Source organism: Pseudomonas kitaguniensis (assembly GCF_049199985.1).
Lineage (GTDB): Bacteria > Pseudomonadota > Gammaproteobacteria > Pseudomonadales > Pseudomonadaceae > Aquipseudomonas > Aquipseudomonas kitaguniensis.
The window spans coordinates 153,376-170,715 of sequence record NZ_JBLZPT010000003.1 but is presented as its reverse complement, the minus strand read 5'-3'; the positions used below and the strand labels follow the sequence as shown (position 1 = coordinate 170,715).

15 protein-coding genes are annotated in these 17,340 nt (G+C 57.6%); 4 read left to right on the top strand and 11 right to left on the bottom strand.

What is annotated here, in order from left to right:
• Positions 1-114: 114 nt before the first annotated feature.
• The 6 genes from ACOZK9_RS06220 to ACOZK9_RS06195 form a co-directional block, all read right to left on the bottom strand.
• Positions 115-1,557 carry an aminotransferase-like domain-containing protein gene (locus ACOZK9_RS06220; protein ID WP_058412318.1) on the bottom strand — a complete coding sequence of 481 codons (1,443 nt, stop codon included), beginning with the start codon at positions 1,555-1,557 and terminating at the stop codon, positions 115-117.
• Between the two features lie 389 nt (positions 1,558-1,946).
• Positions 1,947-2,762 carry an OmpA family protein gene (locus ACOZK9_RS06215; RefSeq protein WP_058412319.1) on the bottom strand — a complete coding sequence of 272 codons (816 nt, stop codon included), beginning with the start codon at positions 2,760-2,762 and terminating at the stop codon, positions 1,947-1,949.
• Complete coding sequence (locus ACOZK9_RS06210) at positions 2,759-3,121, bottom strand: DUF4398 domain-containing protein (protein ID WP_058412320.1); 363 nt, start codon at positions 3,119-3,121, stop codon at positions 2,759-2,761. Before ACOZK9_RS06210 ends, ACOZK9_RS06215 begins: the two co-directional genes overlap by 4 nt.
• A 9-nt stretch (positions 3,122-3,130) precedes the next feature.
• The gene (locus tag ACOZK9_RS06205; RefSeq protein ID WP_421555454.1) at positions 3,131-3,946 is read right to left on the bottom strand and encodes a substrate-binding periplasmic protein; all 816 of its coding nucleotides are present in this window, start codon (positions 3,944-3,946) and stop codon (positions 3,131-3,133) included.
• 82 nt (positions 3,947-4,028) lie between these two features.
• A complete protein-coding gene (locus tag ACOZK9_RS06200) occupies positions 4,029-4,958 on the bottom strand; it encodes an electron transfer flavoprotein subunit alpha/FixB family protein (RefSeq protein ID WP_122250240.1) in 930 nt (309 codons plus the stop codon).
• 2 nt (positions 4,959-4,960) lie between these two features.
• The gene (locus tag ACOZK9_RS06195) at positions 4,961-5,710 is read right to left on the bottom strand and encodes an electron transfer flavoprotein subunit beta/FixA family protein (RefSeq protein ID WP_058412323.1); all 750 of its coding nucleotides are present in this window, start codon (positions 5,708-5,710) and stop codon (positions 4,961-4,963) included.
• Between the two features lie 532 nt (positions 5,711-6,242).
• Here ACOZK9_RS06195 and ACOZK9_RS06190 point away from each other — a divergent pair.
• The 3 genes from ACOZK9_RS06190 to ACOZK9_RS06180 all read left to right on the top strand — a co-directional run bounded on the left by ACOZK9_RS06190 (position 6,243) and on the right by ACOZK9_RS06180 (position 10,598).
• The gene (locus tag ACOZK9_RS06190) at positions 6,243-7,907 is read left to right on the top strand and encodes an electron transfer flavoprotein-ubiquinone oxidoreductase (protein WP_058412324.1); all 1,665 of its coding nucleotides are present in this window, start codon (positions 6,243-6,245) and stop codon (positions 7,905-7,907) included.
• Positions 7,908-8,367: 460 nt separating this feature from the next.
• A complete protein-coding gene (locus ACOZK9_RS06185; protein ID WP_082649005.1) occupies positions 8,368-9,438 on the top strand; it encodes a HesA/MoeB/ThiF family protein in 1,071 nt (356 codons plus the stop codon).
• Positions 9,417-10,598 (top strand): MFS transporter, encoded by a 1,182-nt coding sequence (locus ACOZK9_RS06180; RefSeq protein ID WP_058412325.1) that lies wholly within the window; start codon positions 9,417-9,419, stop codon positions 10,596-10,598. Before ACOZK9_RS06185 ends, ACOZK9_RS06180 begins: the two co-directional genes overlap by 22 nt.
• A gap of 98 nt (positions 10,599-10,696) precedes the next feature.
• Here ACOZK9_RS06180 and ACOZK9_RS06175 read toward each other — a convergent pair whose 3' ends face one another.
• Complete coding sequence (locus tag ACOZK9_RS06175; RefSeq protein WP_058412326.1) at positions 10,697-11,587, bottom strand: AraC family transcriptional regulator; 891 nt, start codon at positions 11,585-11,587, stop codon at positions 10,697-10,699.
• Between the two features lie 222 nt (positions 11,588-11,809).
• Between ACOZK9_RS06175 and ACOZK9_RS06170 the strand changes: the two genes are divergently transcribed.
• A complete protein-coding gene (locus ACOZK9_RS06170) occupies positions 11,810-12,862 on the top strand; it encodes an NAD(P)-dependent alcohol dehydrogenase (RefSeq protein WP_058412327.1) in 1,053 nt (350 codons plus the stop codon).
• Here ACOZK9_RS06170 and ACOZK9_RS06165 read toward each other — a convergent pair whose 3' ends face one another.
• The 4 genes from ACOZK9_RS06165 to ACOZK9_RS06150 form a co-directional block, all read right to left on the bottom strand.
• Entirely contained in the window at positions 12,863-13,666 is an 804-nt protein-coding gene (locus ACOZK9_RS06165; protein WP_421555453.1) for an IclR family transcriptional regulator, read from the bottom strand.
• A gap of 182 nt (positions 13,667-13,848) precedes the next feature.
• The gene (araH, locus tag ACOZK9_RS06160) at positions 13,849-14,814 is read right to left on the bottom strand and encodes an L-arabinose ABC transporter permease AraH (protein WP_058412362.1); all 966 of its coding nucleotides are present in this window, start codon (positions 14,812-14,814) and stop codon (positions 13,849-13,851) included.
• 17 nt (positions 14,815-14,831) lie between these two features.
• Positions 14,832-16,331 carry an L-arabinose ABC transporter ATP-binding protein AraG gene (gene araG / locus ACOZK9_RS06155; protein WP_058412329.1) on the bottom strand — a complete coding sequence of 500 codons (1,500 nt, stop codon included), beginning with the start codon at positions 16,329-16,331 and terminating at the stop codon, positions 14,832-14,834.
• On the bottom strand, positions 16,328-17,323 hold the full coding sequence (locus ACOZK9_RS06150) for a substrate-binding domain-containing protein (protein WP_058412330.1): 996 nt from the start codon (positions 17,321-17,323) through the stop codon (positions 16,328-16,330). The genes araG and ACOZK9_RS06150 overlap by 4 nt, the downstream gene beginning before the upstream one ends.
• Positions 17,324-17,340: the final 17 nt, after the last annotated feature.

Here is a 17,340-nt window from a genome sequence, read left to right as displayed (position 1 = left end):
GCCAACAGCATTAACGGCAGAAGGCCATATGCTCGCTTGTTGTGCGCGGCATGACAAGCGTGTTGATTGAGCAGGCGCTTGGGCAGTGTCCCGGTTGTGCGCCTCAACCGGGCGTCAAAAGCCTGTGGCTGCGGTTTCCTGGCAGAGCTGGCTGGCCAGCATCCCCAACGTCATCAATGCGCGCTCCGCCTCGCGGTTCCACGGCGTACCGCAGTTGAGGCGAATACAGTGGTTGAACTGTTCGGTGTTACTGAAAATCACCCCCGGCGCAATGCTGATGCCTTGTTGCAGTGCGCGCACGTGCAGTTCTTGAGTATTGACCCGCCCCGGCAAACTGACCCACAAGATAAAGCCGCCGGTGGGGCGGGTCATTTGTGTACCTTCGGGGAAGTACTGCTGCACGGCCAGTTGGAAAGCACTGAGGTTCTTGCGGTATTCCTGGCGGATGTGGCGCAGGTGCCGGTCGTAACCGCCGTTCTCCAGGTAAGCCGCGACGCCCATCTGCGTGACGCTGCACGCCGAATGGGTGCTGAACATCTGCAGCCGCTGGATTTCCTGCTGGTATTTACCGGCGATCATCCAGCCGATGCGCACACCGGGCGACAAGGTCTTGGAAAAACTCGAGCAGTAAATCACCCGGTCGAGGCGGTCGTAGGCTTTCAAGGCCTTGGTGCGGCCCGGCTCAAACATCAGTTCGCCGTAAATATCGTCCTCGACGATCTGGATATCGAAATCCGAGGCCAGGCGCAGCAACTGTTTCTGCCGCTCCTCGGGCATGGTCGCGCCCAACGGGTTGCTCAGGCGCGTGGTCAATACCAGGGCCTTGATCGACCATTGGTTGGCGGCCAGTTGCAGGGCCTCAAGGCTCATGCCGGTGGCCGGGTCGCTGGGAATCTCAATGACCTTGAGGCCCAACAGGTCGGCCAGTTGCAGCAAGCCGTAATAGGTCGGAGACTCGGCGGCGATCAAGTCGCCAGGGCGGGTCAGTACCCGCAAGGACATCTGCAATGCATCGACGCAGCCGTGGGTGATCACCACTTCAGACGGGTCTACCACGACGCCGGCATCACGCATGCGAATCGCCACTTGGCGGCGCAGTGGTTCAAACCCCGGGCTGAACATGTAACTGAATGCCCGTGGGCTCTGGAACCGCGTGACCTTGGCCAACTGCTGGTGCAGCGCCCGCACGGGCAGGTAGTCGACACTCGGCACGGCGGCGCCCAATGGGAATACGCCTTCGCGGCGCGACTCGACCAGTACTTGCTGAATGATGCTGCTGCGGGTGACCAACCCCGGGCGTTCGACCCGCGCGATGTCTGGCGTGGGCGCCGTGAGCGCAGGCGTCTGGTGCACGTAATAACCCGATTGCGGCCGCGCCCGGATCAGCCCCTGGTCTTCCAGGTTGGCGTAGGCCTGCAACACGGTGGCATGGCTGACGTTGAGCTGTGAGCTCATTTTGCGTACCGAAGGCACACGTTCACCGGGTTGATAGACACCGCGCCGGATGTCCTCAGCCAGTTGCTGGGCGATACGTTGGTAAAGCAACAGATTGGTCATGACGCAGCACTCGATTTCACGGGCATTTTATTTTTGTGTGAAACATACCAGCACAGTTTAGAAGTGTACGGGGACAGTTGCCACAATAGTCGAGCGCGGGCGGCAGTGATAGAGAAAATTACAAGGGTGTTGAACAGCGTTTCAGGTCTACACCGAGGGGACCTGTGGGAGGGGGCTTGCTCCCGATGGCGGAGTGTCAGGCACCCAAGATGTTGGCTGAACCACCGCCATCGGGAGCAAGCCCCCTCCCACAGTTTTTCTGCACCAGCCCTGAATTTTTTTCCTGCATGAGCCCTGCACAGGCCCTGAATTTTTTCCTGCATAAGCCCTGTACAGGCCCTGCATGATCCCTGCATGATCCCTGCACAGGGCTTGTAACGGGCGGGCTTCTAGCGGGCGGCGCCGAGCTGGCCTTTGGCGTCGGAGAAGACGATTTCGACGCGGCGGTTCTGCGCGCGGCCACGTTCGGAGGCGTTGGCTTCTACCGGGTATTGGTCGCCATACCCTTCGACCTGAATGCGCTTATCGTCGACACCCAGGTCCATCAGCACGTCGGCCACAGACTGTGCGCGGTCACGTGACAGTTTGAGGTTTTCCTGCTCGCCACCGGTGTTGTCGGTGTAGCCCTCGATGCGCACCACGCGCTTGGGGTTGAGTTGCAGGAACTGCACGATTTTCAGCACGGTGCGGTTGGCCGAGTTTTGCAACTGCGCTTCACCGGTGTCGAACAACACATCGCCCAGCGTCATCACCAGGCCGCGATCGGTTTGTGTGGTGGTCAGGCTGGCGATTTGGTCTTCGAGCCATTTGCCCTGCTGTTGCACACTGGCCAGCTTGTTTTCACGCAGCGCCAGTTGCAGGCGCTGACGCTCCAGTTCGAGCTGGGTGCCGCGCTCTGCATTCAAGCCCTGCTGGGTATGTTCGCGGGCAATCGCACTGTAACGCTGGCTCAGGTAGGCGTAATGCACCACGTCGGCGCCGCTGCCCCAATAACTCGACAACCGGTCGGCACGCGCCAGCGACTCACCGGCGCGAATCACATCCTTGGGCGCGAAACGCAGCACGTTAGCGTCTTCCTTGACCTTCTGGAAATCACTGCCGGCCTGCTGCAACGCTTGCTCACTGTTCGGCTGGCTGGCGCAACCGCCCAACGCCGCGCTGCCCAACAGCACAGCACAGCTCACACCACGCATGATCGGGCTCATTGCGCTTCTCCCAACTGCAATTGCTTGCGCAGGCGAGTGATGCGCGTGTTGAGCACGTTGAGTTGTTCCTGACTCTTGCGGGTCAGCACTTGGGCTTCGGCGAGGCGCGCGTCCAACTCGGCTTGTTCGGCCTGCATGCGCGCGTGCTTGTAGGATTGGTCGGCCATGTCGGCCTTGGCCTTGGCGAACTTGTCTTCGGCCAGCTTCAGTTCAGGCGATTCGTCGGTGCTGGCACCCACCGCGTTGGCTTGCTCCAGCGCTTGCTGGGTCAGGCGTACTTGTTCATTCGGCGCAGGATCGGCTGCACATCCCGCCAGAGCGACAACGGCGAGGGCCGCGAAAAGAGGTCGAAGAGTCACTGTAAATCCTTACTTTGCTGGGGTGCCGACGGGTTGCTGCAATTGCGCCTTCCAGCGCTCGAGGTTGCGCTGCGTTGCCGCTTGCGCCACACCGGACGCGTGCAATTCTGTCATCTTTTTCGCCAACTGTCCGCGCAGCCACGGATCGTTGCAGGCCGAGTTGTGCGAAATCGCCAGGTACAAACCGGGCTGATCGACCGGCACGTCGCGCGCGATCAGGTCGTTGCTCATGCCCAGCGTCTGGGCCATGGCCATGCCGGAATAACGCCCGGCCAGTACGTAGTCGACCTCCCCCAGCAGCAGTTTCTGAAAGGCCGGCGTCAAGCTGGGCAGGCGTTGCAGGCTGAGCTGCTGGCTGGCAAAGGTTTCAAAATCGGCACTCAAGCGGGCACGCTCCGAGACCGCGCCCTTATGCCCATGCAGGTCGTCGGCCGTGGTGTAGGCCAGCGGCGAATCCTTGCGGGTCCATACCCGGTAATCAATCTGCATCAGCGCCGGGTGAATGTAGTCGAGGGTGTCCAGCTCGCCGAGGTTCAGCGGCGCATCGGCGAGAATATCCATGCGCCCGCTGCGCACTTCATCCAGCGCCAGGGAGCGTTTGCCGCCGTAAAGCAGGTCGATTTTCAGCCCGAGCTCGCTGGCAACTTGTTGCAAAACATCTGCAGTGGCGCCGATCAGGTGCGTCGGGTCTTGCGGGTCACGCCACAACAGCGGCGGCGCGTCGGGGCTGCCGGTGATTACAAGGCGCTCACATTTACCGGCGGCCAGCGCAACGCTTGGCAGCAGCGTGAGGCCCAGCAGTACGGCCCACGGGCGCAGTTGCATGGCGGTTTCTCCCGAAATCAAAAAAGTGTGCAAAAAAAAGCCCGGTCCAAAGACCGGGCTCTTTATAAGTGAAGCGACTGGATTAGACCAGCTTCTCCAACTCAGGAACGGCTTCGAACAAGTCCGCCACCAGGCCGTAATCGGCTACCTGGAAGATCGGGGCTTCTTCGTCCTTGTTGATCGCGACGATCACTTTGGAGTCTTTCATGCCGGCCAAGTGCTGGATCGCGCCGGAAATACCGACGGCGATGTACAGCTGTGGCGCAACGATTTTGCCGGTCTGGCCGACCTGCATGTCGTTGGGTACAAAACCTGCGTCGACGGCAGCACGCGAAGCGCCGACCGCAGCGCCCAGCTTATCGGCCAGGGCGTACAGGTGCTTGAAGTTGTCACCGTTCTGCATGCCACGCCCGCCGGAAACGACGATCTTGGCAGCGGTCAGCTCAGGGCGGTCCGACTTGGCCAGCTCTTCGCCGACAAAGCTGGAAGTGCCAGCGTCGTGGGCAGCGGAAACCGCTTCAACGGCAGCCGAACCACCTTCAGCGGCAACCGGGTCGAAACCGGTAGCACGCACGGTGATGACTTTGATCGCGGCAGTCGATTGCACGGTGGCAATCGCGTTACCGGCGTAGATCGGGCGCTTGAACGTGTCGGCGCTTTCTACCGAAACGATCTCGGAGATCTGGTCAACGTCCAACTGCGCAGCAACGCGCGGCAGGATGTTTTTGCCGTTGGAGGTAGCGGCAGCCAGAATGTGGCTGTAGCCAGCACCCAACTCTGCTACCAGCGGGGCAACGTTTTCCGGCAACTGGTGAGCGTAGGCGGCGTTGTCGGCGGCCAGTACTTTGCTCACGCCGGCAATTTTTGCAGCGGCGTCAGCCACGGCGCCAGCATTTTGGCCAGCAACCAGCACGTGGATGTCGCCGCCGATTTTAGCGGCAGCGGCCACGGTGTTCAGGGTGGCCGGGGCCAGCACCTTGTTATCGTGTTCGGCGATTACGAGGATAGTCATGATTAGATCACCTTCGCTTCGTTTTTCAGTTTCTCGACCAGTTCAGCCACCGACTTGACCTTGATGCCTGCGCTGCGTGCAGCCGGCGCTTCAACTTTTACGGTCTTGTTGGTGGAGGCGGTGGAAACGCCCAAAGCATCCGGAGTCAGCACTTCGAGAGGCTTCTTCTTGGCTTTCATGATGTTTGGCAGGGACGCATAGCGCGGCTCGTTCAAACGCAGGTCGGTGGTGACGATGGCCGGCAGTTTCAGCGAAACTGTCTGCGCGCCGCCGTCGATTTCACGGGTCACCGCCACGCTGTCGCCGCTCACTTCAACTTTCGACGCGAAGGTGCCCTGGCCGTAACCGGTCAGTGCAGCCAGCATTTGGCCGGTCTGGTTGTTGTCGCTGTCGATCGCTTGTTTGCCAAGGATCACCAGCTGAGGCTGTTCCTTGTCGACAACCGCTTTGAGCAACTTGGCCACGGCCAGTGAGGTCAGTTCTTCAGCGGACTCAACCAGGATGGCGCGGTCGGCGCCCAATGCCAAGGCGGTACGCAGCTGCTCTTGGGCAGTGGCAGGGCCGATGGAAACCACGACGATTTCAGTCGCCACGCCTTTCTCTTTCAGGCGTACGGCTTCTTCCACAGCGATTTCGCAGAAAGGGTTCATCGACATCTTGACGTTAGCGAGGTCGACGCCGGAATTGTCCGCCTTGACGCGAACTTTCACGTTGTAATCGACAACGCGTTTGACAGCTACAAGAACCTTCATGGATTCCTCGTTACTCTCCGGTGAAAAGAAAGTCGCCTAGGCGAACCTGGCGGTTGATGCTCATCGGCACACAAGGGCACCTCCAAAAACCGCGGCGGGTGGCCTTGCTCACGGGAAGTGATGACCGTTCGTCAGTGGTGACTGAGAGGTCATTCTTTATCGCGGCGTGTAAACTGCGCGCCATCAATTAAACGCGCGTGACCTGTTTTGCCATTGCCGTGCTTTTGGACGTGCTCTTGAAACCTGCGGTATGCCTACGGTATGCGCAAAACCGACCGTATATTGACCGGAACGCCTATTCTGGTCAATACGCCAAAATAGCCCGTCATAAGCCGCGTTGCTTTGATTTACCTAGCCTGCGGCCAATTCAAACAAACGTTTGTATTGGACGCTGGCAGTGGTGTAGATATAATGCTCCACCTAGAGAGAAAGGTGGGTCATCGCCTGCCCCGGATGCGGCGATGACGGACACAACACCGAACCTCCACCCATTAGAAAAAAAGCCTGTTGAGCCTTGAGTAGGAGATAGCCTGTGGAACGCGAATACATGGAATTCGACGTGGTCATCGTCGGCGCTGGCCCGGCAGGCCTGTCTGCCGCCTGCCGACTGAAGCAGAAGGCCGCCGAAGCCGGTAAAGAAATCAGCGTCTGCGTGGTCGAGAAAGGCTCCGAAGTCGGCGCACACATCCTCTCCGGTGCCGTGTTTGAACCGCGCGCCCTGAACGAACTGTTCCCGGACTGGCAAGCACTCGGCGCCCCGCTCAACACGCCCGTGGTGCGCGATGACATTTATGTACTGCGCAGCGCTGACGCCTCCACCAAGGTGCCTGAGTTTTTTGTGCCCAAGACCATGCACAACGAAGGCAACTACATTATTTCCCTGGGCAACCTGTGCCGCTGGCTGGCCCAGCAGGCCGAGAACCTCGGCGTCGAAATTTACCCGGGCTTCGCCGCCCAGGAAGCCTTGTTCGACGAGAACGGCGTGGTGCGCGGGATCATCACCGGCGACCTCGGCGTCGACCGCGAAGGCAATCCAAAAGAAGGCCTGTACACCCCCGGCATGGAACTGCGCGGCAAGTACACGCTGTTTGCCGAAGGTTGCCGTGGGCACATCGGCAAGCAACTGATCGAGCGCTTCAACCTCGCCAGCGACGCAGACGCCCAACACTACGGCATCGGCCTGAAGGAAATCTGGGAAATCGACCCAGCCAAGCACCAACCCGGCCTGGTGGTGCACACCGCCGGTTGGCCGCTGGACATCATGGGCAACGAAAACACCGGTGGCTCGTTCCTGTATCACCTGGAAAACAACCAGGTGGTGGTCGGCCTGATCGTCGACCTGTCCTACAGCAACACCTTTTTGTCGCCGTTCGATGAGTTCCAGCGCCTCAAGCATCACCCGGTGCTGGCCCAATACCTGGAAGGCGGCAAGCGCATCAGCTATGGCGCCCGTGCCATCTGCAAAGGCGGCCTGAACTCGCTGCCGAAGATGGTCTTCAACGGCGGCGCGCTGATCGGTTGCGACCTCGGCACCCTGAACTTCGCCAAGATCAAAGGCAGCCACACCGCGATGAAGTCCGGCATGCTCGCCGCCGACGCCGTGGCCGACCGCCTGTTTGCAGACTCCGAAGGCGGTGATGAACTGACCCATTACGTCGACAGCTTCAAAGCCAGCTGGCTCTACGAAGAACTGTTCGCCAGCCGCAATTTCGGCCCGGCCGTGCACAAGTTCGGCGCGATCATCGGCGGTGGTTTCAACTGGTTCGACCAGAACATCCTCGGCGGCAAAATGCCGTTTACTCTGCACGACACCAAGCCGGATTACGCGTGCCTCAAGCTGGCCAAAGACAGCCAGAAGATCAACTACCCCAAACCTGACGGCAAGCTGAGCTTCGACAAGCTGAGTTCGGTGTTCATCTCCGGCACCAACCACGAAGAAGAGCAACCGTGCCACTTGAAGTTGAAAGACCCGAGCATCCCGATCGGCACCAACTTGCCGCTTTATGATGAACCGGCGCAGCGCTACTGCCCGGCCGGTGTGTATGAAGTGGTCACCAAGGAAGACGGCGAGAAGCGCTTCCAGATCAACGCCCAGAACTGCGTGCACTGCAAGACCTGTGACATCAAGGACCCTTCGCAGAACATCACGTGGGTAACACCGGAAGGCTCGGGCGGGCCGACTTACCCGAATATGTAAGCCTGGTGGTTAAACAAAAGGCTCCCGAATGGGAGCCTTTTTTTGTGCCCTGCATCGATCAAATACAGATCATTTTGTTAGATTCATCAGTAGGCGACGACAACGGCCAATTTCACATCACCTAGTCATCTCATCACATAACATCAGCCCTCTTCCCGTCTCTAAACTTCTTCTCAAGCCCACAGCATCTTCCCTACTAACGCGCCCACAACCTTGGGAAAAGGCGTCACAGTGGTTAAGCACTTAATGCGGAACCCGCCACTGGAGTCAAAAATTCGCCATAAAATATTAAATTCTTATTAATAAATTCGTAACAATACGCATCTAGATTTCACATGCCGAAACAATTCGAAACATTTAATAAGGAGATCTAAAATGATCAGCATCAATCCATTTAACTAATTAAGCGCGTCATTCGACAGGGCTAATTGCCCTGTCGTTTTTAACAAGGAAGAATCAAATGCACGAAAAGAATTTTCTTCTAGCAAAGCATGTTCTATTTCAAAACTTTAAAAAGGGCGGCCTAATTGGCTTAGGTTCTCGTCAGCAGAAAATTTCTGACCCTGATGACTGGAGAAAACTTTTAGAGCTCTGTGACGAAGCGACTTCACCACGGTCGCTGGCAGAAATGCAAAAAACAAGTCTCGATAATAATTGCTCTGAGTTACTCTCACTTCTGCTGGAGAATCATTTTATAGTTCCGTACTATGACAGCGTGCAAGAAGGACGTTATAGCCGAAGTGAACTATATTATCAAAGCGTAGGTGCATCACCTTCAAGCACGAACAGGAACCTGGCAAACGCAGCTGTTTCTATTATCGGGTGCGGAGGCATAGGCAACCATATTTCCGCGGCTTTAGTAACAAGCGGTGTTGGCGAGATTCACCTGGTTGATGCCGACACCGTGGAGCTGAGCAACCTAACTCGTCAAATACTGTTTGAGGAAGTGGATGTCGGAGCAAAAAAGACATCCGCACTTTCAAAAAGTCTTAGCGCAAGAAACGCCACTTGTAAAATTGTAGAAATAGACATGTTCATTGACGAACATTCCAATCTGGACAAATTATCTGCCAGAGACTTATTTGTGATATCTGCAGACTCGCCAGCTTCTCTACTTTCCACAATAAACACCTACTGCATAAAAAACACCATTCCATTTATTAGCGTGGGATACCTTAATGACATCTCTACTTACGGCCCCCTCGTAATCCCAGGAAAAAGTGGCTGCATCATGTGTGGCGCCCTTCGAATGGGGCTTGGAGCAGATACTTCTTCAACGACAGCAGCACTTAACGAAAAAATAGCGCGTTTAAATTCGCGGTTCAAAAGTGCAACATTCCCACCGGTAAACGCAGCCGGTGCGGCACTGGCAACCAGCGATATTATTAAATTCCTCGGAAAAATAGGCACATACGAAAGCTTACCATCATTTAATCAAAGAGTTGGATTGCATGACCAAACATTGAAAGTTGAAATTCAAGATTTCTCTCAAAACGCTGAGTGCACAGCATGCCGACCTCTATATTTCTGATTCACTTCGTAGGCATAGCGGCAGCATGCGTGAGAATGCTGATAGGCGCGTTTTCAGTCATTTACTTGCTGGGCAAAGGCGTGTCTCTAACAGAGATTGGTTTACTCAAGTCTTTTCAAGCAGTGGTTATTGTTTTTATCGACATACCGCTGTCATATCTGTCGGATAGATACAGTCGAAAATTCTCGATTTCGCTCAGTATATTTTGTGCTGCGATCTGGTTGATAACGACAGGATTGAGCCACACGTTTACGGGCTTTATCGTGGCTGAATTCTTTAATGCGCTTTCACTTGGCCTGATTTCAGGCACCTTCAGTGCCTATTTATTTGATGCAAGCCAGAGAGAAAAACCTGGATCAACAGCAGCGAAAATTCTAGCGAGTTATCAGAAAAATCAATTTTTCTTCATGGGTATTTTTTCACTATGCGGCGTTTTTTTGTATAACCTCAATGAACGTCTGGCATGGTTCGTCGCAGGCAGCCTAATGCTCGGAGTCTGGACAGTTTCACTGTATCTGCCCAAAGATGTGAAGTCGCAGAAATCCTCACCCCTCTCCCTAAGCGTATTTTTTTCAGAGGTATCAGGCCTGCTAGGGCAAGACTCAAAGGTCAATAGATTGTTAGTGCTTTGGGTGCTGGCATATGGAGTATCTCTACAGTCTTTAATACAATTCTGGCAGCCCTTGGTCACCTACACATCGACTATTTTTTCTCACTCTACGATTTTAGGGTTTGTATTTTTCGCCATTTTGATGGCACAGGCGCTTTCGGGTAAACTCGTGCAATCTCTGCATGAGAGTGAAGCTTTAGATCGCATTGCTTTGCTGTCTATAGCGCTATCAATCACATTAATGATATTGAGCGCTGACTACACCTTCTTATCCATCCCGTACTTGGTAACCTGCTTTTTTTCAGTCAGTTTACTAAGCGCCTTAGGATTAGCCGCAATCATTCAACGCTCACCCTCACACTTAAGATCAACCTATTTATCAATCCTATCAACCTTCGGCAAACTTTTGATGCTAATAACCATGCCGATTATTGCCTATGTTATGGAAAACAGCGGCGCCTGGATTTTTATTGGAATGATGGCGGTATGCGCTTGTAGCGTACGCTGGCTATTTCATCAAAAAAAACCGGCTGAAATAGCTGTTCAATAGCGCGCAACAGCGGTACCCCATCATTTAATGCCACGAGACGGTCTTTCCAGCGGGCTAAATACGTCAGCGCGGTCAGGCCCTGTTTAGGCAGGCGGCACCTAAGCAGCGCGCTCTTCGCCGGGGTTGCGCAGGAAGTAACGTTTGTATTCGCGGCTGAACTGCGACGTACTCTGGTACCCGACGCTGTGTGCCGCCTGCGCCACGCTCATGCTTTCTGCCAACAACAACTTCTGCGCCTTGAGCAAACGCAAACGCTTGAGGTACTGCACCGGCGACAATAAGGTGCAGCGCTTGAAATGCTCGTGAAAGGTCGATGCACTCATGTGCGCATAACCCGCGAGGGTTTCGATGTTCAGCGGCTCGGCGTAATGCGCGTGCAGGTGATTCAACGAGGTGGCGATGCGCGAAAACTGCCCCTGCTGTTCCACCAATGCACGCAGCACATCCGCCTGTGGCCCGCGCAAGGCGGTGAACAACAATTCGCGCACCCGCGCCGGGCCCATGATCCGGCTTTCCAGCGGATCGTGCAGGCACTGCAAGAGCCGCTCCACGCAGCCGCGCATGGCGTTGTCGAGCACCACCGAGCTCATCGATTCAAGGGTTTGCGCGGCGGGCGGCGGGCCTGCCTGAATGCCCATCGCCATGACCAATTCGCCCAGCACCGCGCGGTCAATCCCCACCGCCACGCCATACAGCGGAGCATTAGGCATGGCAAAAGTCTCGCACTCAAAGGGTACCGGCATCGCCTGGATCAAGTAATGCCCCGCGCCATACTCCAACGTCCGCTGGCCCAAATACGCCACTTTACTGCCTTGGGCGATGATCATCAGGCTGGGTTCGTAAATCTGCGGCCCACGGGCGACGTTGCAACTGGCGCGCAAAACTTGCACCCCCGGCAGGCTGGTCGGGGAAAACCCGTCGCGAGGCGTAAGCCCCTTGACCAAGGAAACCAGGGTGGCGTTGGCGTCGAGATGGCGGGTCAACAACATAAAAGCAGTTCTCGTAAGTTTTCAAATCGCAGCGCCTGCAAGCTTAAAGCTTCAAGCTGCAAGGAGCGCGCTCAGTGTATAGCTTGCAGCTTAAGGCTTGACACTTTTGGCTGCCCTTCGGAGCTTTAGGCATGAGACTCGGAGCAATCGCCATGGCCGCATCCACCCTCGGCGCGGAGAATGCACCGCCTCTGTGATCATTTTCATTTGCGAGGTTTCCCCATGTATACCGCCATCGGTTATGCCGCCAAGTCGGCTACCACTCCCCTCGCCCCCATGTCGTTCGAACGCCGCAGCCCGCGCGCCGATGACGTGGCCATCGAAATCATGTACTGCGGCGTTTGCCACTCCGACATTCACCAGGCACGCAACGAGTGGGGCATCGCTGTATACCCGCTGATGCCCGGCCACGAAATTGTCGGCAAAGTTACCGCCGTCGGCGCCAACGTCACCGCGCACAAAATCGGCGACCTGGTCGGCGTAGGCTGCATGGTTGACTCGTGCCGCACGTGCGACGCCTGCCACGCGGACCTCGAGCAATATTGCCTCGAAGGCCCGACCATGACCTACGCCACCCCGGACCGTGTGGATGGCAGCAACACCATGGGCGGCTACTCCGACAGCATCGTGGTCAGCGAACACTTCGTGGTGAAGATCCCGGCCAAGCTCGACCTGGCCAGCGCTGCGCCGATCCTGTGCGCGGGCATCACCACTTACTCGCCGCTCAAGCACTACGGCGTGAAGCCTGGTGATAAAGTCGGCATCCTCGGCATGGGTGGCCTGGGCCACATGGGCATCAAGTTTGCCAAGGCCATGGGCGCTGAAGTCACGCTGTTCACCCGCTCCGCGAGCAAGGCTGAAGAAGGCATGCGCCAGGGCGCCGATCACGTGATCGTGTCGACCAACGCCGAGCAAATGCGCGACGCTGCCGGGTATTTCGACTTCCTGCTGGACACCATTCCGGTGCAGCACGACCTGAACCCCTACCTCGACGTGCTGCGCTTTGACGGCGTGCATATTCTGGTCGGTTTGATCGAGCCGGTAGACCCGCCGGTCAACGCTGCCAAGCTGGTATTGGGCCGTAAAGTGTTGGCAGGCTCCCTGATCGGTGGCATTGCTGAAACCCAGGAAGTCCTGGATTTCTGCGCCGAGCACGGCATCACCTGCGACATCGAAATGCTCGACATCCGCGAGATCAACGAGGCTTACACCCGCATGATCGCCGGCGATGTGAAGTACCGCTTTGTCATCGACATGGCGACCTTGAAGGCCTGATCAGGCCTTCGCGCCCAACTCCGCCGACAGACGAGCTGCGACCTGTTTGATCACGGGGATCAGCTCGGCCATTTTGCTCAGCGGCATGTAGGGCACGGTACTGGCGATGCTGATGCCGGCGACGATTCGCCGGCTGGCATCGCGCACCGGTGCCGCCACACAACGGATCGACGGTTCGTTGTCTTCCAGATCGAACGCATACCCGCCCTCTGCGTATTCGCGCATGCGCTGCTCGAACTGCGCCCACGATTGCTCCGGGTGCTGCGGCCACTGCAGGCTTTTTCCGCCCGCAGGCAGGCTGACGTCGTACAGCCGCTGCCACTCCTCAACCGAATCATCCAACAGCAACGCCTTGCCGATACCGGTACGCGCCAGCGGCATGCGATGGCCAACCCGCGAGCGCATTTCCGGGCCATTACGGCCGGGATTTTTGTGCAGGTAGAGCACGTCGTCGTATTCGCGAATCGCCAAGTGAATGGTGTCGCCGGTCAGCCCTGACAGCTCATCCAGATACGGGATGGCCAAGGTCACCAGCGGCAACTCATCGCGCGCCTGAAACCCCAGCTCGATCAGCTTCGGCCCGAGCAGGTAACCGACTTGCGGCACCACGCGCAAATAACGCTCATCCACCAGGCAACTGGCCAAGCGGTGGGTGGTGCTGCGGGTGGTGCCGATGCGCCGGGCAATCTCTTTCAGATCGCGCGCACCCGCCGCCACCGCTTGCACCACGCCCAGGCCACGCAGCAGGGTTTGGGTGCCGGTGGGCGCGGCGTCTTTGACGGGGGTGTGGGCGTTTTCCTGCATATCGAGCCTATTGGGAAGTACGAAAACGGCGCCATTATGGCAAATACCGAACCTCAATACAGCGCAGATCCTAATGTGGGAGGGGGCTTGCTCCCGATAGCGGTGTGTCAGTGTGCACATCTGTCTCTGATAGACCGCCATCGGGAGCAAGCCCCCTCCCACAAGGGACTGTGGTGTCTTTTTTAGCGCTGCTTCATGCGGTCGATGATCACCGCCAGCAACAGGATCGAACCGCGGATCACGTACTGGTAAAAGGTGTCGATATTCTTCAGGTTCATCGCGTTCTCGATGATCGCCAGAATCAGCACCCCGGCGATCACATGGCGGATCATGCCGATGCCGCCGCTCAACGACACCCCGCCGAGCACGCAAGCCGAGATCACCGTCAGCTCAAAGCCCTGGCCTATCATCGGCTGGCCCGAGGTCATGCGCGAGGCGAGGATCACCCCGGCCAAGGCACCGATCAAACCGTGCACGGCAAAAATGATGATCTTGGTGCGGTCGACATTCACCCCGGCGAGCAACGCCGCTTCCTGGTTACCGCCGATGGCCATGGTGTTGCGCCCGTAGGTGGTGTAGTTGAGCAGCCAGCCAAAGAACATGAAGCACAGCACGGTGATGATAATCGGCACCGGCACGCCCAGCAGTTGGCCGTTGCCGAACACGAAGAACCGCTCATCCATCACGCCGACGGCTTTGCCGTTGGAGAAGATGTAGGCCAGGCCGCGTACGATCTGCATGGTCGCCAAGGTCGCGATCAACGCATTAATGCGCAGCTTGGCGATCACGATGCCGTTGATCAGGCCCACTACCAGGCCCATGGCCAAAGCTGCCGATACGCCGAGCACCACGCTGTCGGTGTCGCGAATCACAATGCCCGCCACTACGCCGGAACAGGCAATGACCGAGCCTACCGACAAGTCGAAGTGCCCCGACGCCAGGCAAAACAACATGGTGCAGGCGGCGATTCCCACCGTTGAAATGGCCAGGCCAAGGCCGCGCATGTTCAGCGGTGAGAGGAAGTTGTCGATAAACACTGCGCTGAGCACGAAGATGCCCAACGCGGCGAGCAACATCACCCAATCATCAAGAAACTTGCGCTGGTTAAAACCCGACCAAACGCTTTTTGTAGTTTTTATTTGCGACATCATTCACCTCGAATTCTTCAAGCCCGCGTACGCGGAAGTGCCAATTGCAATAGCCGTGCTTCATCCGCTTGATCGCGGTTCAACTCGCCGGTCAGGGCGCCTTCACTCATCACCAGAATGCGGTCGGAGATGCCCATCACTTCCATCAAGTCGCTGGACACCACGATCACCGCAATGCCACTGGCCGCCAGGTTATGAATGATTTGGTAGATCTCCGACTTGGCGCCGATGTCGATGCCGCGCGTGGGTTCGTCCAACAGCAACACTTTCATCGGCATCGACAGCCAGCGACCGAGAATGGCCTTTTGCTGGTTGCCGCCCGACAGGTACATGATTTTTTGTTGCGCGTTCGGCGTTTTGACTTTCATCGCCTGAATTTGCTGGTCGGCGTTGCGCTTCTCCCAGCCCTCACGCAACAGCCAGCCAAACGCGGAATGGCTGCCACGTGCACTGATATTGATGTTCTCGGCGACGCTGGCCAGCGGAATAATCCCCTCTTTTTTGCGGTCTTCGGGGCACAGCAGCACACCCGCTGCAATCGCATCGCGCGGTGAGCGCAGTTGCAGTGGCTGCCCACAGAGTTGCAACTGCCCGGCGCTCGCGCGCTGCAACCCGCTGAGCAAACGAAACAGCTCGGTACGCCCTGCTCCGACCAAGCCGAACAGGCCGAGAATCTCGCCTTTGTGCACCTGAAAACTCACCGGCTCGCGCAAGCCTGGGCCGAGCAAGCCCTCCACCTTTAACCCAACCTCGCCGCGCTCGCGAGGGCGGTAATCGTAGATGTCCTGAATGTCGCGGCCGACCATGCAGGTCACCAACTGGTCATGCGTCAGCGTGCTCATGTCGTCAAAGGTGCGCACGTAGCGCCCGTCCTTGAACACCGTGACGGCATTGCAGATGCGGAACACTTCTTCCATGCGGTGCGACACGTAGAGCACCACTTTGCCTTCATCGCGCAGCCGCGTGATGATCGCCATCAGCCTGTCGATTTCGCGCGCAGACAAGCTGCTGGTGGGTTCATCAAAGGCAATCACATGCGCGCCACGCGACAGCGCCTTGGCGATTTCCACCAGTTGGCGTTGGCCGAGTGACAAGCGGCCAAGCTTCTCTTCAGGGTCGATTTCATCGGCCAGGCCCTTGAGGCAGGCCAGCGCCTGCTGGCGCAGCAACCCCCGGTTGACCACGCCGAAGCGCGAAGGCAAATGCCCGAGAAACAGGTTCTCGGCCACGGTCATTTCCGGCACCAGGTGCAACTCCTGGTGGATCACCGCGACGCCGCTGGCGATGCTGTCGGCGGCGCACTTGAAGGCCATGGTGTGCTCGCCGATTTGCACCGTGCCACTGCTCGGAATGTAGGCGCCGCCGAGAATTTTCAGCAAGGTCGACTTGCCCGCGCCGTTCTCGCCCATCAGCGCGTGCACTTCGTGCGGCCGCGCTTCAAAGCTGATCTGCGCCAGGGCTTTAACCCCGGGGAATTCTTTGCCGATGGCGTTGAAACGCAGGGCCGCGCCGCTCATTTCCACAGACCGATTTTGCTCAACTCTTGCTTGAAGTTGGTGCGGGTGATCAGGGTCACGTTATCCAGCGCGGTGAACTTGGCGGGCTCGACGCCCTTGGTCACCCACTCGAACATCGCGGTGGCGGTTTTGTAGCCCGACGCGTCAGGGCTTAACAGCATCGAGCCGTAGAAGCCGGTGTCGGATTTCTTCAGTTCCTCAATCGCATCGGTGCCGTTGATACCGACGCCGATCACGTTGGCCGCCTTGAAGCCTGCGCTTTCGGTGGCGCGCACGCCGCCGAGTACGGCGCTGTCGTTCATGCCGCCGATAATCAGGTTTTTCGCGCCACTCGGCAGTTTCACCAGCGCCGAGTTGGTGGCGTCCATGCTGCCCGGCACGTCGAGGGTTTTCTGCGCGCTGAACAGGATGTGATCCGCCGGCAAGCCTGCGGCCTTGAGACCTTCTACCGAACCGTCGGTGCGCTTTTTGCCGGTTTCCAGCTCGTCAAACGTGTTGATGACGGCGTAAGTGTCCTTCCAGTCCCAGTTGCGATGCTTGGCTTCGGTGGCCATGGCCTCGCCCTGTTTTTGGCCGATCTTGTAGGCGTCCAGGCCGACGTAAGGCACGTCTTCCATGGGCTTGCCTTTGGCGTCGACGAAGCGGTCGTCCACCGCCAGCACTTTCAAACCGTTGAGCTTGGCCTTGGCCATGATCGCAGGCCCGAGCGACACATCCGGCGGGCAAATCACGAAGCCCTTGGCGCCATTCGCGGCGAGGGTATCAATGGCGGACAGGGTTTTTTCGCCGTCCGGCACGGCGATTTTGATCACGCTGAAGCCCTGGTCCTTGCCGGCCTTTTCGGCGAACGCCCATTCGGTCTGGAACCACGGTTCTTCGGCTTGCTTGACCAGAAAACCGATTTTGACTTCTTCGGCAGATACCAACCCGCTGAACGCCATCGCAAGCGCCAACGCGCCGAGAGTCTTCTTGAACCCGTTTTTTACGAGCATGGGGCACCTCTTGTTGT

What these genes read in the sequence shown, in the direction of transcription:
- ACOZK9_RS06220 (WP_058412318.1), bottom strand. Translation starts at nt 1,557, where the DNA reads ATGACCAATCTGTTGCTTTACCAACGTATCGCCCAGCAACTGGCTGAG.
- ACOZK9_RS06215 (WP_058412319.1), bottom strand. Translation starts at nt 2,762, where the DNA reads ATGAGCCCGATCATGCGTGGTGTGAGCTGTGCTGTGCTGTTGGGCAGC.
- ACOZK9_RS06205 (WP_421555454.1), bottom strand. Translation starts at nt 3,946, where the DNA reads ATGCAACTGCGCCCGTGGGCCGTACTGCTGGGCCTCACGCTGCTGCCA.
- ACOZK9_RS06200 (WP_122250240.1), bottom strand. Translation starts at nt 4,958, where the DNA reads ATGACTATCCTCGTAATCGCCGAACACGATAACAAGGTGCTGGCCCCG.
- ACOZK9_RS06195 (WP_058412323.1), bottom strand. Translation starts at nt 5,710, where the DNA reads ATGAAGGTTCTTGTAGCTGTCAAACGCGTTGTCGATTACAACGTGAAA.
- ACOZK9_RS06185 (WP_082649005.1), top strand. Translation starts at nt 8,368, where the DNA reads ATGCACGAAAAGAATTTTCTTCTAGCAAAGCATGTTCTATTTCAAAAC.
- ACOZK9_RS06180 (WP_058412325.1), top strand. Translation starts at nt 9,417, where the DNA reads ATGCCGACCTCTATATTTCTGATTCACTTCGTAGGCATAGCGGCAGCA.
- ACOZK9_RS06175 (WP_058412326.1), bottom strand. Translation starts at nt 11,587, where the DNA reads ATGTTGTTGACCCGCCATCTCGACGCCAACGCCACCCTGGTTTCCTTG.
- ACOZK9_RS06170 (WP_058412327.1), top strand. Translation starts at nt 11,810, where the DNA reads ATGTATACCGCCATCGGTTATGCCGCCAAGTCGGCTACCACTCCCCTC.
- ACOZK9_RS06165 (WP_421555453.1), bottom strand. Translation starts at nt 13,666, where the DNA reads ATGCAGGAAAACGCCCACACCCCCGTCAAAGACGCCGCGCCCACCGGC.
- araH (WP_058412362.1), bottom strand. Translation starts at nt 14,814, where the DNA reads ATGTCGCAAATAAAAACTACAAAAAGCGTTTGGTCGGGTTTTAACCAG.
- araG (WP_058412329.1), bottom strand. Translation starts at nt 16,331, where the DNA reads ATGAGCGGCGCGGCCCTGCGTTTCAACGCCATCGGCAAAGAATTCCCC.
- ACOZK9_RS06150 (WP_058412330.1), bottom strand. Translation starts at nt 17,323, where the DNA reads ATGCTCGTAAAAAACGGGTTCAAGAAGACTCTCGGCGCGTTGGCGCTT.